This window comes from Oscillospiraceae bacterium (assembly GCA_025758045.1).
Taxonomy (GTDB): Bacteria; Bacillota; Clostridia; order Oscillospirales; family Ruminococcaceae; genus Gemmiger.
On the sequence record CP107208.1, the window covers coordinates 1452289 to 1468674 of the forward strand.

A 16386-nucleotide genomic window follows, 5' to 3' on the forward strand; every position below is an offset into this window, starting at 1 on the left:
CGGCCAAGGAGAAACTATGCCCAATGAATTTCGCACTTCCGTCGGCGGCCAGGCCTTGATGGAAGGCATCATGATGCGCGGCCCCGAGAAGATCTGCTGTGCCGTGCGCAAGCCGGATGGGACCATCGACCTGACCTACGATAAGGTCGTGACCCGCTGGTACAACAAAGTGCCGCTGCTGCGCGGCGTCTGCAACATGGCCGAGAACCTGTACAAAGGCTACAAGTACCTGATGCACGCCGCCGATGTGGCTATGGAGGGCGTCGAGGACGCCGAGCCGGAAAGCAAGCTGGACAAATGGCTGGACGAGCACACCGGCCCGGTGTTCCAGAACGTGCTGATGACCTGCGCTGCCTTTGCCGGTGTGGCGCTGGCGCTGTTTTTGTTCACCTTTCTGCCCACCTTTTTGACCGGGCAGCTCATCCGCTTTATCCCGCTGGGCCGCTGGGGGCGCGTGATTTTAGAAGGCGCGCTGAAAATGGCCATCTTCCTTTTATATATGTTCCTGTGTACCCGCATGAAGGAACTGCACCGCGTGTTTGAGTACCACGGCGCCGAGCATAAGACCATCGCCTGCTACGAGGCGGGCCTGCCGCTGACCGTGGAAAACATCCGCAAGCAAAGCCGGTTCCATCCCCGCTGCGGCACCAGTTTTATGATCTTGGTCATTATCATCAGCATCTTTTTGTATGCGGTGTTGCCCTGGACCAGCACCGGTCTGCGCATCGTGTACAAGCTGTGCATGTTCCCGCTGCTAGTGGGCGTGTGCTATGAAATTCTAAAGTGGGCCGGCCGCTCCCACAGCATGCTGTCCCGTATCGTATCCCAGCCGGGGCTGTGGATGCAGAGGTTGACGACCTTTGAGCCGGACGACTCGATGATCGAAGTTGCTATTGCGGCAGTGACCCCGGTACTGCCCGAAAATCAGGAGGAAGCCCGCTGGTGAACGCTGCTTATCAAAAACTTTGTGCCCGGCTGATGATGGCCGGGGTACCCGATGCCCGCTTTGACGCGGCGCAGTTGTATACATTTGTGACAGGCCGTGACCACAGGCTGGACGACGGCCCCACCGCCGAGGAAGCTTCCCGCCTGCAGGTGCTGGCCGAGCGCCGCGCGGGCCGCGAACCCCTGCAATACCTGCTGGGGGAGTGGGACTTTCTGGACTTTACCCTCAAGGTCGGCCGCGGCGTGCTTTGCCCCCGTGCCGACAGCGAGGTCGTCTGCGAGACCGCCATCGAGCTGCTGAAGGACAGCGAGGCCCCGGTAGTCTACGACCTGTGCGCCGGTACCGGCTGCCTGGGCCTGGGCATTGCCCGCGCTGTGCCCAGTGCCAAGGTGACCTGCGTGGAGTTGAGCCACGACGCCTGGCCCTACCTGACCGCCAATGTGGCGGCGCTGGGCGGCAAGGCCACCCAGGCCGAGCGCGGCGACGTGATGAACTACTATACCCAGATCGAGCCGGAGAGCGCCGACCTCATCATCTCCAATCCGCCTTACCTGACGGCCCGCGAGATGCAGAATTTAATGCCCGAGACCGCCAGGGAGCCGGCCATGGCGCTGGACGGCGGCGCGGACGGCCTGGACTTTTACCGCGTGCTGGTGCGCCAGTATTACGATGCGGTGCGCCCCGGCGGCTGGCTGGTGCTGGAGATCGGCTACGCCCAGGCCGAGGCTGTGCTGGAGCTGGGCAAGGCTGCCGGTTGGCAGGCTGGCACCTGCCGCAAGGATGCAGGTGGCAATGACCGGGTAGTTTTTTTCCGAAAACCGCTTGAAAATCCTGTTTAAGGTACTACTAAAACACAACAAACAGTTGTACTGCGTGTGAAAATCGTGTATAATAGGGGCATCTGGGAAATAATACCCCTGTACTACCTTGCAATTGTGTTTTTGAGATAAAAGGAGAGCAAAACCATGGCAGCAAAAAAAGATACGACACCCAAGACCCCCGGCCCGGCCTCTGACAAGAAGCAGGCGTTGGAAACGGCCCTGGCGCAGATCGAAAAACAGTTTGGCAAAGGCGCCGTGATGAAGCTGGGCGCCAACATCGCCATGCAGGTCGACGCCATCCCCACCGGCAGCCTGGGCCTGGACCTGGCCCTGGGTATCGGCGGTGTGCCCCGCGGCCGTATCATCGAGGTCTACGGCCCCGAATCCTCTGGTAAAACTACGCTGGCTCTGCACATTCTGGCCGAAGCCCAGAAGATGGGCGGCGAAGTCGCGTTCATCGACGTTGAGCATGCGCTGGACCCCGTGTACGCCGCCGCGTTGGGCGTAGACATTGACAGCCTGCTGGTCAGCCAGCCGGATACCGGTGAGCAGGCCATGGAAATCTGCGAAGCACTGGTGCGCTCCGGCGCTATCGATGCCATTATCGTGGACTCGGTCGCTGCTATGGTGCCCAAAGCCGAAATCGAGGGCGAGATGGGCGACAGCCATGTCGGCCTGCAGGCCCGCCTGATGAGCCAGGCTCTGCGTAAGCTGACCGGCGTTATCGGCAAGACGAACACCGTCTGCATCTTCATCAACCAGCTGCGTGAGAAGGTCGGCGTGGTCTACGGCAGCCCCGAGGTCACCACCGGCGGCCGCGCGCTGAAATACTACTCCAGCGTGCGTATCGACGTGCGCCGTATCGAGGGCCTGAAGGACTCCACCGGCGCTTTCATCGGCAACCGCACCCGCGCCAAGGTCGTGAAAAACAAGGTGGCCCCGCCGTTCCGCGAGGCTGAGTTTGACATCATGTTCGGCGAGGGCATCTCTAAAATCGGTGAGATTTTGGACCTGGGCGTCAAGCTGGGCGTTGTGCAGAAGAGCGGCGCCTGGTTCAACTACGGCGATGTCCGCCTGGGCCAGGGCCGCGATAACGCCAAGATCTTCCTGAAAGAGCACCCGGAGATCTCGGACGAGATCGAGAAGATCGTGCGTGCCAATGCGGACCGCCTGCTGGCCGCCGGTAAAAAGGGCACCGTGAAGCCGCTGGACCCCTCGGAAATCGTTAAGCCGGCCGCCGATGGGGAAGCCCCTGCCGCAGCCTCCGCCCCCGCTGCCAAGACCACCGGCAGTGAGGTAGACCTGGACATCATGGTTGATGAATAATGCCCCAGCTGACACAAATCAAGGAAACGAAAAAAGGCCGTATGGCGCTGTTTTTTGACGGCAAGTTTGCCTTTTCCCTCGATGCGGATACCTTTGCCAAGGCTGACCTGCACGAGGAAGACCTGCTGGAAGAATGGCAGATCGAGGACCTGCGCAAGCAGAGCGACACCCGCCGTGCGCTGGATAAGGCCATGGATTATCTCTCGCTGCGGGACCATGCGGCGGGGGAACTGTACCAGAAACTCTGCCGCAAGTTCGACGAGCACAGCGCCGCCTACGCGGTGGCGCGCGCCGGAGAACTGGGCCTTTTGAACGATGCCGATTTTGCCCGCCGCCGTGCCGCGGAGCTGCTGCGCAAGCGGAAATCCCGCCGCGAAATTTTGCTGGACCTGACGGCGAAGGGTATCGACCGCGATACCGCTGCCGAAGCCGTGGAAGCACTGTATGCCGAAGCCGATGACGGCGAAGACCCTGAACTGGCCAATGCCCGCGCCCTGGTGGAGCGGCACTATGCCGCCAAACTGGCCGCCGGCAAGCGGGATCAGGTAGCGGCCGCGCTGGCCCGCCGCGGGTTCAGCCACAGTGTCATCCGCGCCGCGCTGGCGGAGGATTGACAGCGCAAAAACATACTGTATATAAAGGAAGTTCTATGAAGATTGCGATCATCTCCCTCGGCTGCCCCAAAAACCAGGTGGACGCCGACGTTTTCTGCCACGCCCTCATCAAGGACGGCCACACCACCGTGGCGGACCCGGCCGAAGCAGACATCATCATCATCAACACCTGCGGCTTTATCGAGTCCGCCAAGGCCGAAGCCATCGAAAACATTCTGATGGCCTGCCAGTACAAGCAGCAGAACCCGGACCTGAAGGTCGTCGTCACCGGCTGCCTGGCCGAGCGCTATAAGCAGCAGATCGTGCAGGAGATCCCCGAGGTCGACGCCGTTGTCGGCATTGGCTCCAACGCCGCGCTGCCTGCCATCGTGCGCCGCCTTTGCGCTGCCGGTGCGGGCCAGATCGAGAGCTACGGCCCCAAGACCGATATGCAGTTGGGTGGTGCCCGTGTTATCTCCACCCCGCGCCACTATGCGTACTTAAAAATTGCCGAGGGCTGCAACAACCGCTGCCACTACTGCGCCATCCCGCTTATCCGCGGCCCGCTGCGCAGCCGTGAAATTAAGGATTGCGTGGCCGAGGCCCGCTGGCTGGCAGGGGAAGGCGTCAAGGAGCTGATTCTGGTCGCCCAGGACCCCACCGCTTATGGCGAGGATTGGGGCAAGCCGGGCGCGGTTTGCCAGCTGCTGGACGAGCTGCAGGCCATCGACGGCATCCGCTGGATCCGCGTGCTGTATGCCTATCCTGAACGTATCACCGATGAATTTATCGCCGCGCTGGTCCGCAACACCAAGGTGGTGCCGTACCTGGACCTGCCCATCCAGCATTGCGACGACGCTGTGCTGAAGGCGATGAACCGCCGCGGCGGCCGCAAGGAAATTGAGGACGCCATCCACCGCCTGCGCAAGGCCATCCCCGGCATCACGCTGCGCACCACGCTGATCGCGGGCTTCCCCGGCGAGACCGAGGAGCAGTACGCCGAGCTGTGCGACTTTGTCAAGACGATGAAGTTTGACCGCTTGGGCTGCTTTGCCTACTCGGCCGAGGAAAACACCGTGGCCGCCAAGATGGACGGCCAACTGGACGAGGAGACCAAACAGCGCCGCGCGGACCATATCATGGAACTGCAGGCCGAAGTCAGCGCCGAGCGCGAAGGCGAAAAGGTCGGCCAAACGCTGGAATGTGTCTGCGACGGTGTGGACGACGAGACCGGCATGTATCTGCTGCGCTCCAAGGCCGATTGCCCGGAGATCGACGGCAACGTGCTGACCCCCGCTGATACCCCGCTGGAGACCGGCGCGTTCTATAACGTGACCATCACTGACTCTGACACTTACGACCTGTACGGCTACGTGGAAGAAAAGCTGGAGGACTAAGGTATGAATCTGCCCAATAAACTTACAATGATGCGTGTTGTTTTGGTACCGGTGTTTATGGTATTTGCCGCACTGGCCCAATATGGCACAGCGGATTTTAACGCAACCTTCTCGCTGGTAGCGGGCATTATCTTCACCGTGGCCAGCATCACCGATTTTCTGGACGGTTATATTGCCCGGAAAAACCATCTGGTCACCGATTTTGGCAAGTTCATGGACCCGCTGGCCGATAAGTGCCTGACCACCGCCGCCTTTATTTATATGGTGGTGGATGGTGTATGCTCGCCCATTGTGCTGGCCGTGATCTTGTTCCGCGAGTTTGCGGTGGCAGGTGTGCGGATGATTGCCGCCGAGACGGGCACGGTGATTGCCGCCAATATGTGGGGCAAGGTCAAGACCGTGCTGCAGATGTTGACCATCATCTTCTATTACTTTGCCGCTGCGCTGGCCGGGCCTACCGATGTGGGCGTGGTCAGCCTGGTGACCGTGGTGCTGTGCTGGCTGTGCGGCGCGGCCACGCTGCTGTCCGGCTGCATCTACCTGTGGCAGAACCGCCAGCTGTTTATGCAGGCAAAGTAATACCTTTGCTGCTGCAGGGGCGGATGCTCGCATCGACCCCTACAATAGGGAGCGGCTGAATCCAACCATCAAGGAGCTATTGTTTTGCAAAAATCAACACTCCAAACAAAACTGCATAATTTTTACGGCAGGATGACCCGTGCAGAGCGGGCCGTCCTGCTTCTGTTGTGTATCTTTGCCGTTAAATTTGTGTGCAGCACCGTGGCGCACTTTGTGCCCGCGCTGCAGGGCATTGATATGCTGGGCAGCGGGCGGCACCCGGTGGATGTCTGGCTGCTGCTGCTCTCCTGCACGGCGGTGCTGGGCACCTGGTGCCTTTACCGCCGCGCGGCCAAAGCACTGGATGCCCGGCTGACGAAGTTCGACGCCGTGGTGCTGGCCATCTGCATCGCGGCCAGCGCCGCCTTTTACCTGCACGCTATGGTGGGGCGGCAAAGCCTGTACCTGTGGGACAATGCCACCTACTATAACCTGCAGATCCGGCTGGAATCCAACTTTGCAGACGGCGTATTTACCGGCGTAGGTTCGACGATCTATAAGACCTGGTTCAATGATTACGCGCCGCTGGTCATCAATTTGCTGGCCGAGCCGTTCTTTATGTTCACGCCGCGCACGGCCAACACCTTTGCGCTGCTGTGCGGGCTTTTGGTGCCCACGCTGGTCTATTACAGCGCATGGGTGCTGCTGGCGGTGCTGCGCCGCCAGTGCCGGCCCAAAGCGCCCCGCCTGTTTACCGCGCTGGGCCTGGCCATGACCACCCTGCTGCCGCTTTTGCATATTGCGCTGTACCGCGGCATGCCGGACCTGCTGGGTGTGGCCTTTGCGCTGATGCTGCTGGCACTGGGCATCGGGTATGATTTCTCAGCCCCTGCCCCGGCGCGGCTGGTGAGCATGGCTGCCTTTACCGGCCTGTTGATGCTGACCCGCCGCAGCTACATGTTTACCGTGGCAGCCTTTTTTGTACTGTACGGCGTGTGGGTGCTGGCACGGGCAGCATTGCAAAAGCAGGGGACGGCAGCCCTTTGTTTTGCAAAATTTGCTGTTACATCGCTGATTTGTGTGGGCGTGCCGCTGGTGCCCATGTTCTGGCGCATCGTAAAGGCCGATTACAGCGACCGCTACGCCACCTACCAGACCGGCGGCTTTTTGGCCGAGCTGGACCACCAGCGGGTCTACCTGGGGTATTTCATCGGGATTTTGTTTGTAATTGGAATTTTGTACGCACTGTATAAAAAACAAACAAGATTTCTAACTGTATTATCGGCCGTTGGTTCGGTGCTCACCGTCTTTCTCGTGACCAAAGTGCAGAACATGGACGACCACCAATCACTGGCGGTGGCGCCGTTTTACCTGCTGGGGCTGTACATGCTGGCTCTGCTGGCGGCGAACCTGCCCGGCAAATGGCTGCGCCGCGCCCTGGCCGCGCTGGTCAGCGTGGGGTGCGCTATCAACTTTGCGGGGTGCAGCCAGCTGATGCCTATCAAGCTGCCCGGCGCGTGGTACAGCGGCCTGTTTTTCACCATCGATAACGAGCGCACCGATATGGCCCAGATCGCCGAGGTGAACGACTTCCTGCGGGAAAACTGCGAGGGGGACAACTCCGCCTACATGATCTGCCATGGCCTGACCTACAGTGCCGATGTCTTCCGCGCGGCGGCCCTGCCGGACGAGAGCATTCGCTCCATTCTGGCTTACGGTGCGGTCAACCCGGGCAACGATGCCTTCCCGAAAGAACTATTTACGGCACAGATCGTGCTGACCTGCACGCCCTTTGACCCCAGCAACCATACCGAGAAGATCAACAGCGCCTTTTTGGAGAACGTCGAGACCCTGCACTGCTTTGAGGTGGCGGCGGAATTTGACATGGGCAACGGCTACACCATCACGGCCTACCGCCGCGTAAAAGCCCCGGCAGTGGCCGAGCTGGACGCCTACCGCCGCTGGCTGGCCGAGGAGGACGAGCAGTTTCCCTACAATTTCAGCGCCGTGTGGGACCAGCTGGAAACAGAGCTCGCAAATAACGGATAATACGTTACTTTTATAAGCATCGCGCACCGCCTAAGTGGCCTTTTTGCTCGCATACTGCGTTGCTTTCCCTTGCAATCCGTCAGGGTTGCTGCGGAAAAGCGCCTTGCCTGCGGGCAAAAAGTTATGTCCATTCGGCGCACCCTGCTTATAAAAGCAACTTAAGTCTTGCAACCGCCCGCTGCGGCGGCTATAATAGAAACCAAGGAAACCTTTTTGAGAGAGGAAAGTGTATCATGCAGATCTTTAACACCATGTCCCGCCAGAAAGAGGAATTTGTTCCGCAGACTCCCGGTGAATACCGTATCTACGTCTGCGGCCCTACGGTTTATAACTACATCCACATCGGCAATGCCCGCCCGATGATCGTGTTTGACACCCTGCGCCGCTATCTGGAATATTGCGGCAATAAGGTCTACTATGTTTCCAACATCACCGATATTGACGATAAGCTGATTAAAAAAGGCCAGGAAGAGGGCACCAGCATGCAGGAGGTGGCCCGCAAGTTTGAGGCCGAGTACATCAAGGACTCTGACGGTCTGAATGTCAAGGCGCCTACCGTGCGCCCCCGCGCTACCGAGCATATCGGGGAGATCATCCACATCGTCAAGGACCTGGTCGACTCCGGCCATGCTTACGTGGCCCGCAACGGCGACGTGTACTTCCGCGTGAAGTCTGACCCCGGCTACGGCAAGCTGAGCCACCTGAATCTGGACGACCTGGAGAGCGGTAACCGCGCCCTGCGCAGCCAGATGGATGACGATTTGAAGGAAGATCCCGCGGATTTCGCCGTCTGGAAGGCCGCCAAGCCCGGCGAGCCCTACTGGGAAAGCCCCTGGGGCCACGGCCGCCCCGGCTGGCACATTGAGTGCAGCGCCATGGCCCGTAAGCACCTGGGCAAGATCATCGACCTGCATGCCGGCGGTCAGGACCTGATTTTCCCCCATCACGAGAACGAGATCGCCCAGAGCGAGTGCGCCAACGGCTGCACCTTCAGCCGCTACTGGATGCACAACGGCTTCCTGAACATCAACAACGAGAAGATGTCCAAGAGCGCCAACAACTTCTTCACTGTGCGTGAAATTGCCGATAAGTACGGCTACGAGCCTATCCGCTACTTTATGCTGACGGCTGGTTACCGCATGCCGCTGAACTATACCGTCGACCTGATCGAGAGCTGCAAGAACAGTCTGGAGCGCATGTACACCTGCCGCGACAACCTGGACTTTGCCATTGAGCATGCCCACGGCACGGACACCGCCCTGGCCGCCAAGTGTGAGGAAGCCCGCACCAAGTTTAAGACTGCTATGGACGACGACCTGAACACCCCCGATGCGCTGGCCGCCATCTTTGACCTGGTCAAGGACATCAACACCCTGTCCGATGCCTCCGACAAGGCCACGCTGGAGAGCGCCGCCAAGACCTTTGATGAGCTGACAGGCGTGCTGGGCCTGCTGTACAACCGCAAAAAGACCGACGCTATCCCCGCTGAGGTGACCGCCCTGGTGGAGGAGCGCGCCGCTGCCAAGAAGGCCAAGGACTGGGGCCGCGCCGATGCGATCCGCGCTCAGCTGACCGAGATGGGCTGGAGCGTGACCGACACCGCCCAGGGGCCGAAGATCGCCAAGCTGTAATTTGTAATTGATTTGCTGTTATGACGATTCAACGCCAAAAACAGAACAATAGCGCTCTCTGGCTGGTGCTGGGGGGCGCTTTTGTGCTGCGTATGATCCTGGCTGGGGTGACCGAGGGCTACCCCTACGATATGAGCTGCTTTGTGGCCTGGGGCGAAAAGCTGCTGGCCGACGGTCCCGCCGGTTTTTACAGCGGGGGCTATTTTGCCGACTACCCGCCCGGCTACCTGTTTGTGCTTGGCTTTGTGGCGCTTGTACGCCAAATTTTTGCCATACCCTACGAGGCCGGGATGACCTACGTGCTGCTGGCCGTGGTGCCCAGCCTGTGCGATTGCGCCGCCGCCGCGCTGGTGTGGCATATTGGCCGGGAAAAGCTGCCCGAAAGCCGCCTGCCGCTGCTGCTGGCCGCCTTTGTAGCCTTTGACCCGCTGCTGCTGTTTGACACAGCGGTGTGGAAGCAGATCGACGGGGCGTTTGCCCTGCCGCTGCTGCTATGCTTTTATCTGCTGGAAAAACGACGCTACCTGCCCGCGGCGGTGCTGTACGGCGTGGCGCTGGCCATTAAGCCCCAGGCGCTGCTGTTTGGGCCGGTGCTGGCCGTGTGTTTTTTGGCGGCCATCGTGCAGGAAGAAAACCGCTTCCGCGCGTTTTTGCGCTGCTTCGGTGGTGCGGCGCTGGCGCTGTTCCCGCCGCTGGCGCTGGGCCTGCCTTACTTTGGCCTGACCAATTTGCTGCCGAAGCTGCTGGAAAAATATGCCGGTACAGCGGCAAGTTACCCCTACGCCACCATCAACGGTTTTAACTGGCTGGCGGCGCTGGGGGGCAACTGGGCACCGCTGGACAACACCGTGCTGCTGGGCATCACCTGGAAACAGCTGGGCTTTTTCAACATTTTGCTGGTCACGCTGGGGCTGGTGTACCTGGCGGCGCACAGCGTGCGGGAGGGCCGCTTCTCGCCGCTGCTGCTGGCGGCCTATTACGGGTTGGGCGTTTTTACGCTGGCTCACTGCATGCACGAGCGCTACATGGTGCCCGGGGTACTGCTGACCCTGCTGGCTGCCGCGCACTGGGATGATATCCGCCTCTACGCGGCAGGCTTTGGCATGTCGCTGACGGGGTTCTTGAATTTAAGCACCGTCTACAGCCTGACCGGCTCCGATGACGAATGGCTGACCAGCGCGACCAGCTCCAGCGTGGCGATTTTGGTCGGCCTGGCCGAGACTGTCTGTTTTGTGCTGCTGTTATTTGCGGTGTGGGATATTGTGGTTCACGGCCACGCTCTGCCGCTGCCCGCCCGCAAGGCGGAGAACACGGCACCCCCCGCAATGCCGGCCCCCCAGCCCAGGTGGCAGCGAAAAGAGCTGCTGGCCATGCTGGCGCTGACGGCGGCGACTGCTGTGATAAGCTTTACGTACCTGGGCAGCCTTACCGCGCCGCAGAACCCGCTGGATGCCACCGACACGACCCTGACCGAATCCGTGACCCTGCAGGGGGACACGGCGGCGCTGTGGGTGTACCCGGGCATCTCCTACGGTGGGCGGATGACCGTGACCGACGCTGCAGGCACGACCGTTTATGAGAAAGAACTGGACTACGGCACCTGCTTCAGCTGGACATCGGTGGAATTGTACGCCGACGCGGGCAAAGTTTTCCACATTACGGTGGAAAACGCGCAGCTGTTTGAGCTGGCGTTCCGCGATGCGGACGGCGCGCTGGTGCCGGTAACGGGTGGTGGGGCCCTGTTTGATGAGCAGGACGCCGTGCCCGAGGCCATCAGCCAGCTGAACAGCATGTATTTCGACGAGATCTACCATGGCCGCACGGGGTACGAGCAGCTGCACCGCCTGCCGGTGTACGAAACGACCCACCCGCCGCTGGGCAAGGATTTTATCATGCTGGGCATTGCGTTGTTTGGCATGACGGCCTTTGGCTGGCGCTTTGCGGGCACGCTGTTTGGTGTGCTGCTGGTGCCGCTGGCCTGGTGCTTTGTGCGTCGCCTGACCCGCCGCCCCTGGGCGGCCGCCATGGCAGGTGTGCTGCTGGCGCTGGACTTTATGCGCTTCTCCCAAAGCCGGTTGGCGACCATTGATATTTATGGTACTTTTTTCATCCTGCTGGGGGCTTACTTTATGCTGTGGTACTGCCAGCAGGTGCTGACGGTGGGCGTGAACGGCGCCGTCCTGCCCATGTTTTTGGGTGGGCTGGCCTTTGGCCTGGGCTGCGCATCCAAGTGGACCGGCATTTACGCCGGGGCCGGGCTGGCGGTGCTGTACCTGGGCGTGCTGTACGCCCGCTGGCGGCAGGGCAAGCCGGGCTTTGCCCAGGAGTTCCGCACCGCTTTTTTGGGCGGTGTAGTGTTTTATGTGGTGATGCCGCTGTGCATTTACATTGCATCTTACCTGCCGTACTGGTGGCGCGACCACAGTTTTGGTCTGGCCGACTGGTGGCGGTGCCAGGTCTCGATGTACAATTACCACTCCACGCTGGAGGCGACCCACCCGTTTGAGAGCCGCTGGTATACCTGGCTGCTGGGCCTGCGCCCGGTGTGGTATTACCGCAACGGATACCTGCCCGCAGGCCTGAAGGCCAGCATTGCGGGCATGGCTGGGCCGGTGATCTGGCTGGGCGGCCTGGCGGCGCTGTTGTGGCTGCTGTGGCGGCAGGTCTCGGGCCGGGGCACCCGCGCGGGGGTGGGGGTGCTGATCTTGTACGGCACGCAGCTGATCCCCTGGATGCTGGTGACCCGGTGTACCTTCCTGTACCATTATTTCCCCAGTTCAATGTTCTGTCTGGCGGCGCTTTCGCTGGTGCTGGCCACGGCGAAAGATCAGCGCCGGGGCAGGCGCCTGGGCGCTGCGCTGTGCGCAGCGGCACTGGTGCTGTTTGTGTGGTATTACCCGGCCCTCTCCGGCCTGCCCACCGCCGCCTGGCACGCCGACCTGCTGAACATTTTACCGAGCTTTGGATTTTATTGACGGGGGTTTTGTTCCTTTCTTGCAAGAAAGGAACCGAAAGAACTTTTAATATAATAGAATAAAAATAACCTGTGTACGTGGGAGATATGATCCGGTACACAGGTTATTTTATTTAAGGAGCAAGCGGGGCGTCGGGGACGCCGCCCCCTACAAATAGGTTTTGACTATTTATAAAATCATATGTATATGTGATTTTGATTAAAGTTTCTTTGCTTACTTTCTTTTCAAAGAAAGTAAGGCAACCCCCATTAGGCTTCGGGCAGGTAGATGTGGTGGGGGAGACCCTCGACGTAGATGGGGGTGAGTTCGGCCTGGACGAGGGGCAGGGCGTAGGCCAGGAACTCGTCGGTCATGGCGGTGTGGTCGGCATTGACCCATTCCAGCGGGACCTTCTTTTCTAGGTTGGCGACCTCACTGATAGGATGCAGGCTGGTGCCGCACTGGTACGGTGCGTTGGAGATGCGGTCCAGGGCGACCATCTCACCGGTATGACCCTCAAAGGCGGCCTTGGCGGCGGCACCGCCCACCTGGTACGCCTCGGTGATGTCGGTGCGGCTGGTCAGGTGGCCGGCGCAGCGCTGCAGGGTCGAAAGCTCGATGCAGCGGGTCTTGGTGTCTAGACGGCGGGCCACCGTGTTGGCCAGGAAACGGGCCGTGCCGGTCAGGGTCTTGTGACCGAAAGCGTCCACTGCGTGGACATCATCGGCCAGCTCGCAGACGTAGCGGCCGTCCTCCAGCTTGACGCCCTCGGAGACGGCAATGACGATGGAGGGCTTCTCTTTCTGCATGCGCTCGACCTTTTCGACAAAATGATCGACGTTGAAGGGGACTTCCGGCAGGCAGATCATGTCTACGCCCTCGCAATCCTCGGCCTTGGCCAGGGCAGCGGCGGCGGTCAGCCAACCGGCATTGCGGCCCATGATCTCCACAATGGTGACGTACTTGGTGCCGTACACCGTGGCGTCACGGATGATCTCTTTCATGACAACGCCGATGTATTTGGCGGCGCTGCCGTAGCCGGGGGTGTGGTCAGTGACCATCAGGTCGTTGTCGATGGTCTTGGGCACGCCCATAAAGCGGATCTCGCTGCCGATATGGGTGCCGTAGTCGGCCAGCTTGCCGATGGTGTCCATCGAGTCGTTGCCGCCGATGTAGAAGAAATAGCCGATGTCCAGCTCTTTCAGGATCTCGAACAGCTGGATGTAGACGGCCTCGCCCTCGGGGGTATGCCAATCCGGCAGCTTGTAGCGGCAGCTGCCCAGATAGCTGGACGGCGTGCGCTTGAGCAGCTCAATGTCCAGGGCGGTCTTGAGCTTTTCATTCAGCACGCAGGTGCGGCGCTCCAGCAGACCCGCCACGCCGTGCAGCATGCCGTAGACCTTGCCGGCACCGCGGCGCTTGCAGCTCTCATACACGCCGGCCAAGCTGGCATTGATGACCGAAGTGGGACCGCCGGACTGACCGACGATTGCATTTTTTGCCATAGTTTCTCCTCCTGCAATTTCCATGGGGTGGGTTGCGCTGCGGGTACGTTCCGGCAGCGCACGATAATTGTCATGTTTAGTGTAGCATGGAGTACACTTTTTTTCTATTGCAGGAGTTGCCGAAAATTTGTACGTGTCTTTGTACAACTTTGCGTTCCACAGTGCGGAACGTGTTTTGCGGGGTGGATGGAGCTGTATGGATAAAAATTCCGCTGTATGGAATATTTGTGCCATGTGGCGGGACAAAATGAGTGCTGAAACCTTGCAAAAATTGCGCAGGAAAGTTGACTTTCGGCAAGGTGAATAAACTTTTTGCGACGAAATTGTGCGGTATGACGGAAAATAGAAAAAGCCCACCCCAAAAGGGGCGGGCAAAGTGCAAAATCAATCCAGATGAATATGCCGCGGCACACCGTTGATGTAGATGGGGGTCAGCTCGGCCTGGATCAGGGGGCGGGCGTAACGCTCAAAATTGGCGTTGACGTGCATGCCGTCGGCGGTGATCCACTCGTCGGGGACCTTCTTCTCAAAGTTGGCGACCTGGGTCACGTCGACCATCTTGGTCTCGATGCGGTAGGGCTGGTCGCTCAGGCGCTTGATGGCGGACATCTTGGCGGTCTCGCCGCGCACGGCGGCTTCCACAGCGGCACCGCCCACCTGGTAGGCCTCGGTCACGTCGGTGCGGCTGGCCAGGTGGCTGGCGCAGCGCTGCAGGGTCGAGAACTCGATGGCGCGGGTCTTGCAGCCCAGGCGGACGCGGATCAGGTCGGCCAGGTAGCGGCTGGTGCCGCTCAGGATGGCCTTGTGGCCGAAGGCGTCCAGCTGACCGGCGGTGGAGACCAGGTCGCACAGGAAGACACCGTCCTTATTTTTGACGCCCTCGCTGGCGGCAATGATGACATTGTGGCGCTCTTTTTCCAGCTCGGCGACGCGGGCCAGGAAGGCTTCCTCGTCAAAGGGGCGCTCCGGCAGCAGGATCAGGTCGGGACCGTTGCAGTCCGGGCCGGCGGCCAGGCTGGAGGCAGCGGCCAGCCAGCCGGTGTGGCGGCCCATGATCTCGGCCACCGTCACGCTGCGCAGGTCGTAGACGCTGGAATCGCAGATGACTTCCTTTAAAATAGTAGCGATGTACTTGGCGGCGCTGCCGTAGCCGGGGGTGTGGTCGGTCAGCAGCAGGTCGTTGTCGATGGTTTTGGGCACGCCGATGAAGCGGATCTCGCTGCCGATGGTCTTGCCGTAGGCGGACAGCTTGGAGATGGTATCCATCGAGTCGTTGCCGCCAATGTAGAACACGGCACCGATGTCGTACTGCTTGAACAGGTCAAACAGCTGCACAAAGGGGGCCTCGTCCACATCGGGCTGGGGCAGCTTGTGGCGGCAGCTGCCCAGGAAGCTGGACGGCGTGCGCTTCAGCAGCTCAATGTCCATTTTGTCGGAAAGGACCGCGTCCAGATCGACGAGCTTGCCTTCCAGCACACCGGCGATGCCGTACTGCATGCCGTAGACGTGCTCGGCGCCGCAGGCCTTGGCGGTCTCGTAGACGCCTGCCAGGCTGGAGTTGATGACGGCAGTGGGACCGCCCGACTGCCCGACCAATACGTTTTTCATGGAACACCTCATTGATTTATAATGTGTATTTTTAACGATGCAAAGCATATTTCTCGATGGCCAAGGCGACGCCGTCGTGGTTGTTGTCCGCAGTGACGGCATCGGCGGCTGCGAGGATCTCCGGCGTGGCGTTGCCCATGGCTACGCCCAAACCGGCATCCTCGATCATCGAAAGATCGTTGCCGGAATCGCCCACGGCCATGACCTGGTCACGGCGCAGACCCAGCTTTTCGGCCAGGGCCAGCAGGCCGCTGCCCTTGGTAACGCCGGGGGCGTTCAGTTCGATGTTGCTGCCCAGGCTGGTGGTGGCCTCTACGTCCGGGCAGGCGGCCAGCACGGCGCGCCAGGCCTCGTCCCGCAGCTCCACTTTGGGGTACATGACGCTGAATTTTTCCACCTGGCCGACCTTCTCCTGCAGGACGGTGCGCAGGTCAGGGACCTCGATGCGGGTCTTGCGGAAGTAGTCCCGCAGGTTTTCCGGCACCAGCACGTCGATGAGGTCGTTGTCGGCCTTGGTGGCGTAGCTTTTGCCGCCCACAAACAGGCTGAACACGCCGCCGAAGGGCTTGAGCGCATCATAGACCCGCAGCGAATCCTCCAGCGAGAAGGGCTGGTCGACGATATGCTCGCCGGTGCGCATGTCTACCACCGAGGCCCCGTTGGAGGTCAGCGCGTAGTGTACGCCGGGGATGCCGGTGAACGCCTGGGGTACGCCGGTGGCGGTGCGGCCGGTGGCGGGCAGCACAATGATGCCTGCCTGTACGGCGGCCTCGATAGCAGCCAGGTTGCGCGGGCTGATGTGTTTGGCATCGTCAAAAACCGTGCCGTCCAGATCCAGGCCGATTAAGCGGATGTCCTGCATAGATTTACCACTCCCTTGGGCAACCCAGCACAATTCGCGCCCTATGGGCTTAAGCACCGCTCCGGCGGCTGGCACACCCCGCTCGCCGTATCGGTACTTAGAATTATGCCGTGTTACCCTTAACCATCTAAGTGTA

At 60.5% G+C, this 16386-nt stretch carries 12 protein-coding genes; 9 read left to right on the forward strand and 3 right to left on the reverse strand.

The window, feature by feature from the left end:
• The first annotated feature begins 16 nt into the window (after positions 1-16).
• The 9 genes from OGM81_06900 (at position 17) to OGM81_06940 (ending at position 12296) form a co-directional block, all read left to right on the forward strand.
• Complete coding sequence (locus OGM81_06900) at positions 17-946, forward strand: DUF1385 domain-containing protein (protein UYJ44833.1); 930 nt, start codon at positions 17-19, stop codon at positions 944-946.
• Complete coding sequence (gene prmC / locus OGM81_06905) at positions 943-1785, forward strand: peptide chain release factor N(5)-glutamine methyltransferase (GenBank protein UYJ44834.1); 843 nt, start codon at positions 943-945, stop codon at positions 1783-1785. The genes OGM81_06900 and prmC overlap by 4 nt, the downstream gene beginning before the upstream one ends.
• 126 nt (positions 1786-1911) lie before the next feature.
• A complete protein-coding gene (gene recA, locus OGM81_06910) occupies positions 1912-3093 on the forward strand; it encodes a recombinase RecA (GenBank protein ID UYJ44835.1) in 1182 nt (393 codons plus the stop codon).
• Positions 3093-3707 (forward strand): recombination regulator RecX, encoded by a 615-nt coding sequence (locus OGM81_06915; GenBank protein ID UYJ44836.1) that lies wholly within the window; start codon positions 3093-3095, stop codon positions 3705-3707. Before recA ends, OGM81_06915 begins: the two co-directional genes overlap by 1 nt.
• A gap of 35 nt (positions 3708-3742) precedes the next feature.
• Positions 3743-5083, forward strand: coding sequence for a 30S ribosomal protein S12 methylthiotransferase RimO (rimO, locus tag OGM81_06920; protein ID UYJ44837.1), 1341 nt, complete (start codon positions 3743-3745; stop codon positions 5081-5083).
• Positions 5084-5086: 3 nt separating this feature from the next.
• Entirely contained in the window at positions 5087-5662 is a 576-nt protein-coding gene (gene pgsA / locus OGM81_06925; protein ID UYJ44838.1) for a CDP-diacylglycerol--glycerol-3-phosphate 3-phosphatidyltransferase, read from the forward strand.
• Between the two features lie 84 nt (positions 5663-5746).
• Positions 5747-7690, forward strand: a complete 1944-nt coding sequence (locus OGM81_06930; GenBank protein UYJ44839.1) for a hypothetical protein — start codon at positions 5747-5749, stop codon at positions 7688-7690.
• Positions 7691-7923: 233 nt separating this feature from the next.
• The gene (gene cysS / locus OGM81_06935) at positions 7924-9321 is read left to right on the forward strand and encodes a cysteine--tRNA ligase (protein ID UYJ44840.1); all 1398 of its coding nucleotides are present in this window, start codon (positions 7924-7926) and stop codon (positions 9319-9321) included.
• A gap of 92 nt (positions 9322-9413) precedes the next feature.
• Entirely contained in the window at positions 9414-12296 is a 2883-nt protein-coding gene (locus tag OGM81_06940; GenBank protein UYJ44983.1) for a phospholipid carrier-dependent glycosyltransferase, read from the forward strand.
• Between the two features lie 248 nt (positions 12297-12544).
• Here the strand turns inward: OGM81_06940 and OGM81_06945 are convergent, their stop codons facing one another.
• From OGM81_06945 to OGM81_06955, 3 genes are all read right to left on the reverse strand, one after another.
• On the reverse strand, positions 12545-13780 hold the full coding sequence (locus OGM81_06945; protein UYJ44841.1) for a 6-phosphofructokinase: 1236 nt from the start codon (positions 13778-13780) through the stop codon (positions 12545-12547).
• A 384-nt stretch (positions 13781-14164) separates the two neighbouring features.
• Positions 14165-15388, reverse strand: coding sequence for a 6-phosphofructokinase (locus OGM81_06950; protein ID UYJ44842.1), 1224 nt, complete (start codon positions 15386-15388; stop codon positions 14165-14167).
• A 31-nt stretch (positions 15389-15419) separates the two neighbouring features.
• Positions 15420-16250, reverse strand: coding sequence for a Cof-type HAD-IIB family hydrolase (locus tag OGM81_06955; GenBank protein ID UYJ44843.1), 831 nt, complete (start codon positions 16248-16250; stop codon positions 15420-15422).
• Positions 16251-16386: the final 136 nt, after the last annotated feature.

Coding starts and splice junctions, on each gene's coding strand:
- OGM81_06915 (UYJ44836.1), top strand. CDS start 3,093: ATGCCCCAGCTGACACAAATCAAGGAAACGAAAAAAGGCCGTATGGCG.
- recA (UYJ44835.1), top strand. CDS start 1,912: ATGGCAGCAAAAAAAGATACGACACCCAAGACCCCCGGCCCGGCCTCT.
- OGM81_06955 (UYJ44843.1), bottom strand. CDS start 16,250: ATGCAGGACATCCGCTTAATCGGCCTGGATCTGGACGGCACGGTTTTT.
- pgsA (UYJ44838.1), top strand. CDS start 5,087: ATGAATCTGCCCAATAAACTTACAATGATGCGTGTTGTTTTGGTACCG.
- rimO (UYJ44837.1), top strand. CDS start 3,743: ATGAAGATTGCGATCATCTCCCTCGGCTGCCCCAAAAACCAGGTGGAC.
- OGM81_06940 (UYJ44983.1), top strand. CDS start 9,414: ATGATCCTGGCTGGGGTGACCGAGGGCTACCCCTACGATATGAGCTGC.
- OGM81_06945 (UYJ44841.1), bottom strand. CDS start 13,780: ATGGCAAAAAATGCAATCGTCGGTCAGTCCGGCGGTCCCACTTCGGTC.
- OGM81_06950 (UYJ44842.1), bottom strand. CDS start 15,388: ATGAAAAACGTATTGGTCGGGCAGTCGGGCGGTCCCACTGCCGTCATC.
- OGM81_06900 (UYJ44833.1), top strand. CDS start 17: ATGCCCAATGAATTTCGCACTTCCGTCGGCGGCCAGGCCTTGATGGAA.
- cysS (UYJ44840.1), top strand. CDS start 7,924: ATGCAGATCTTTAACACCATGTCCCGCCAGAAAGAGGAATTTGTTCCG.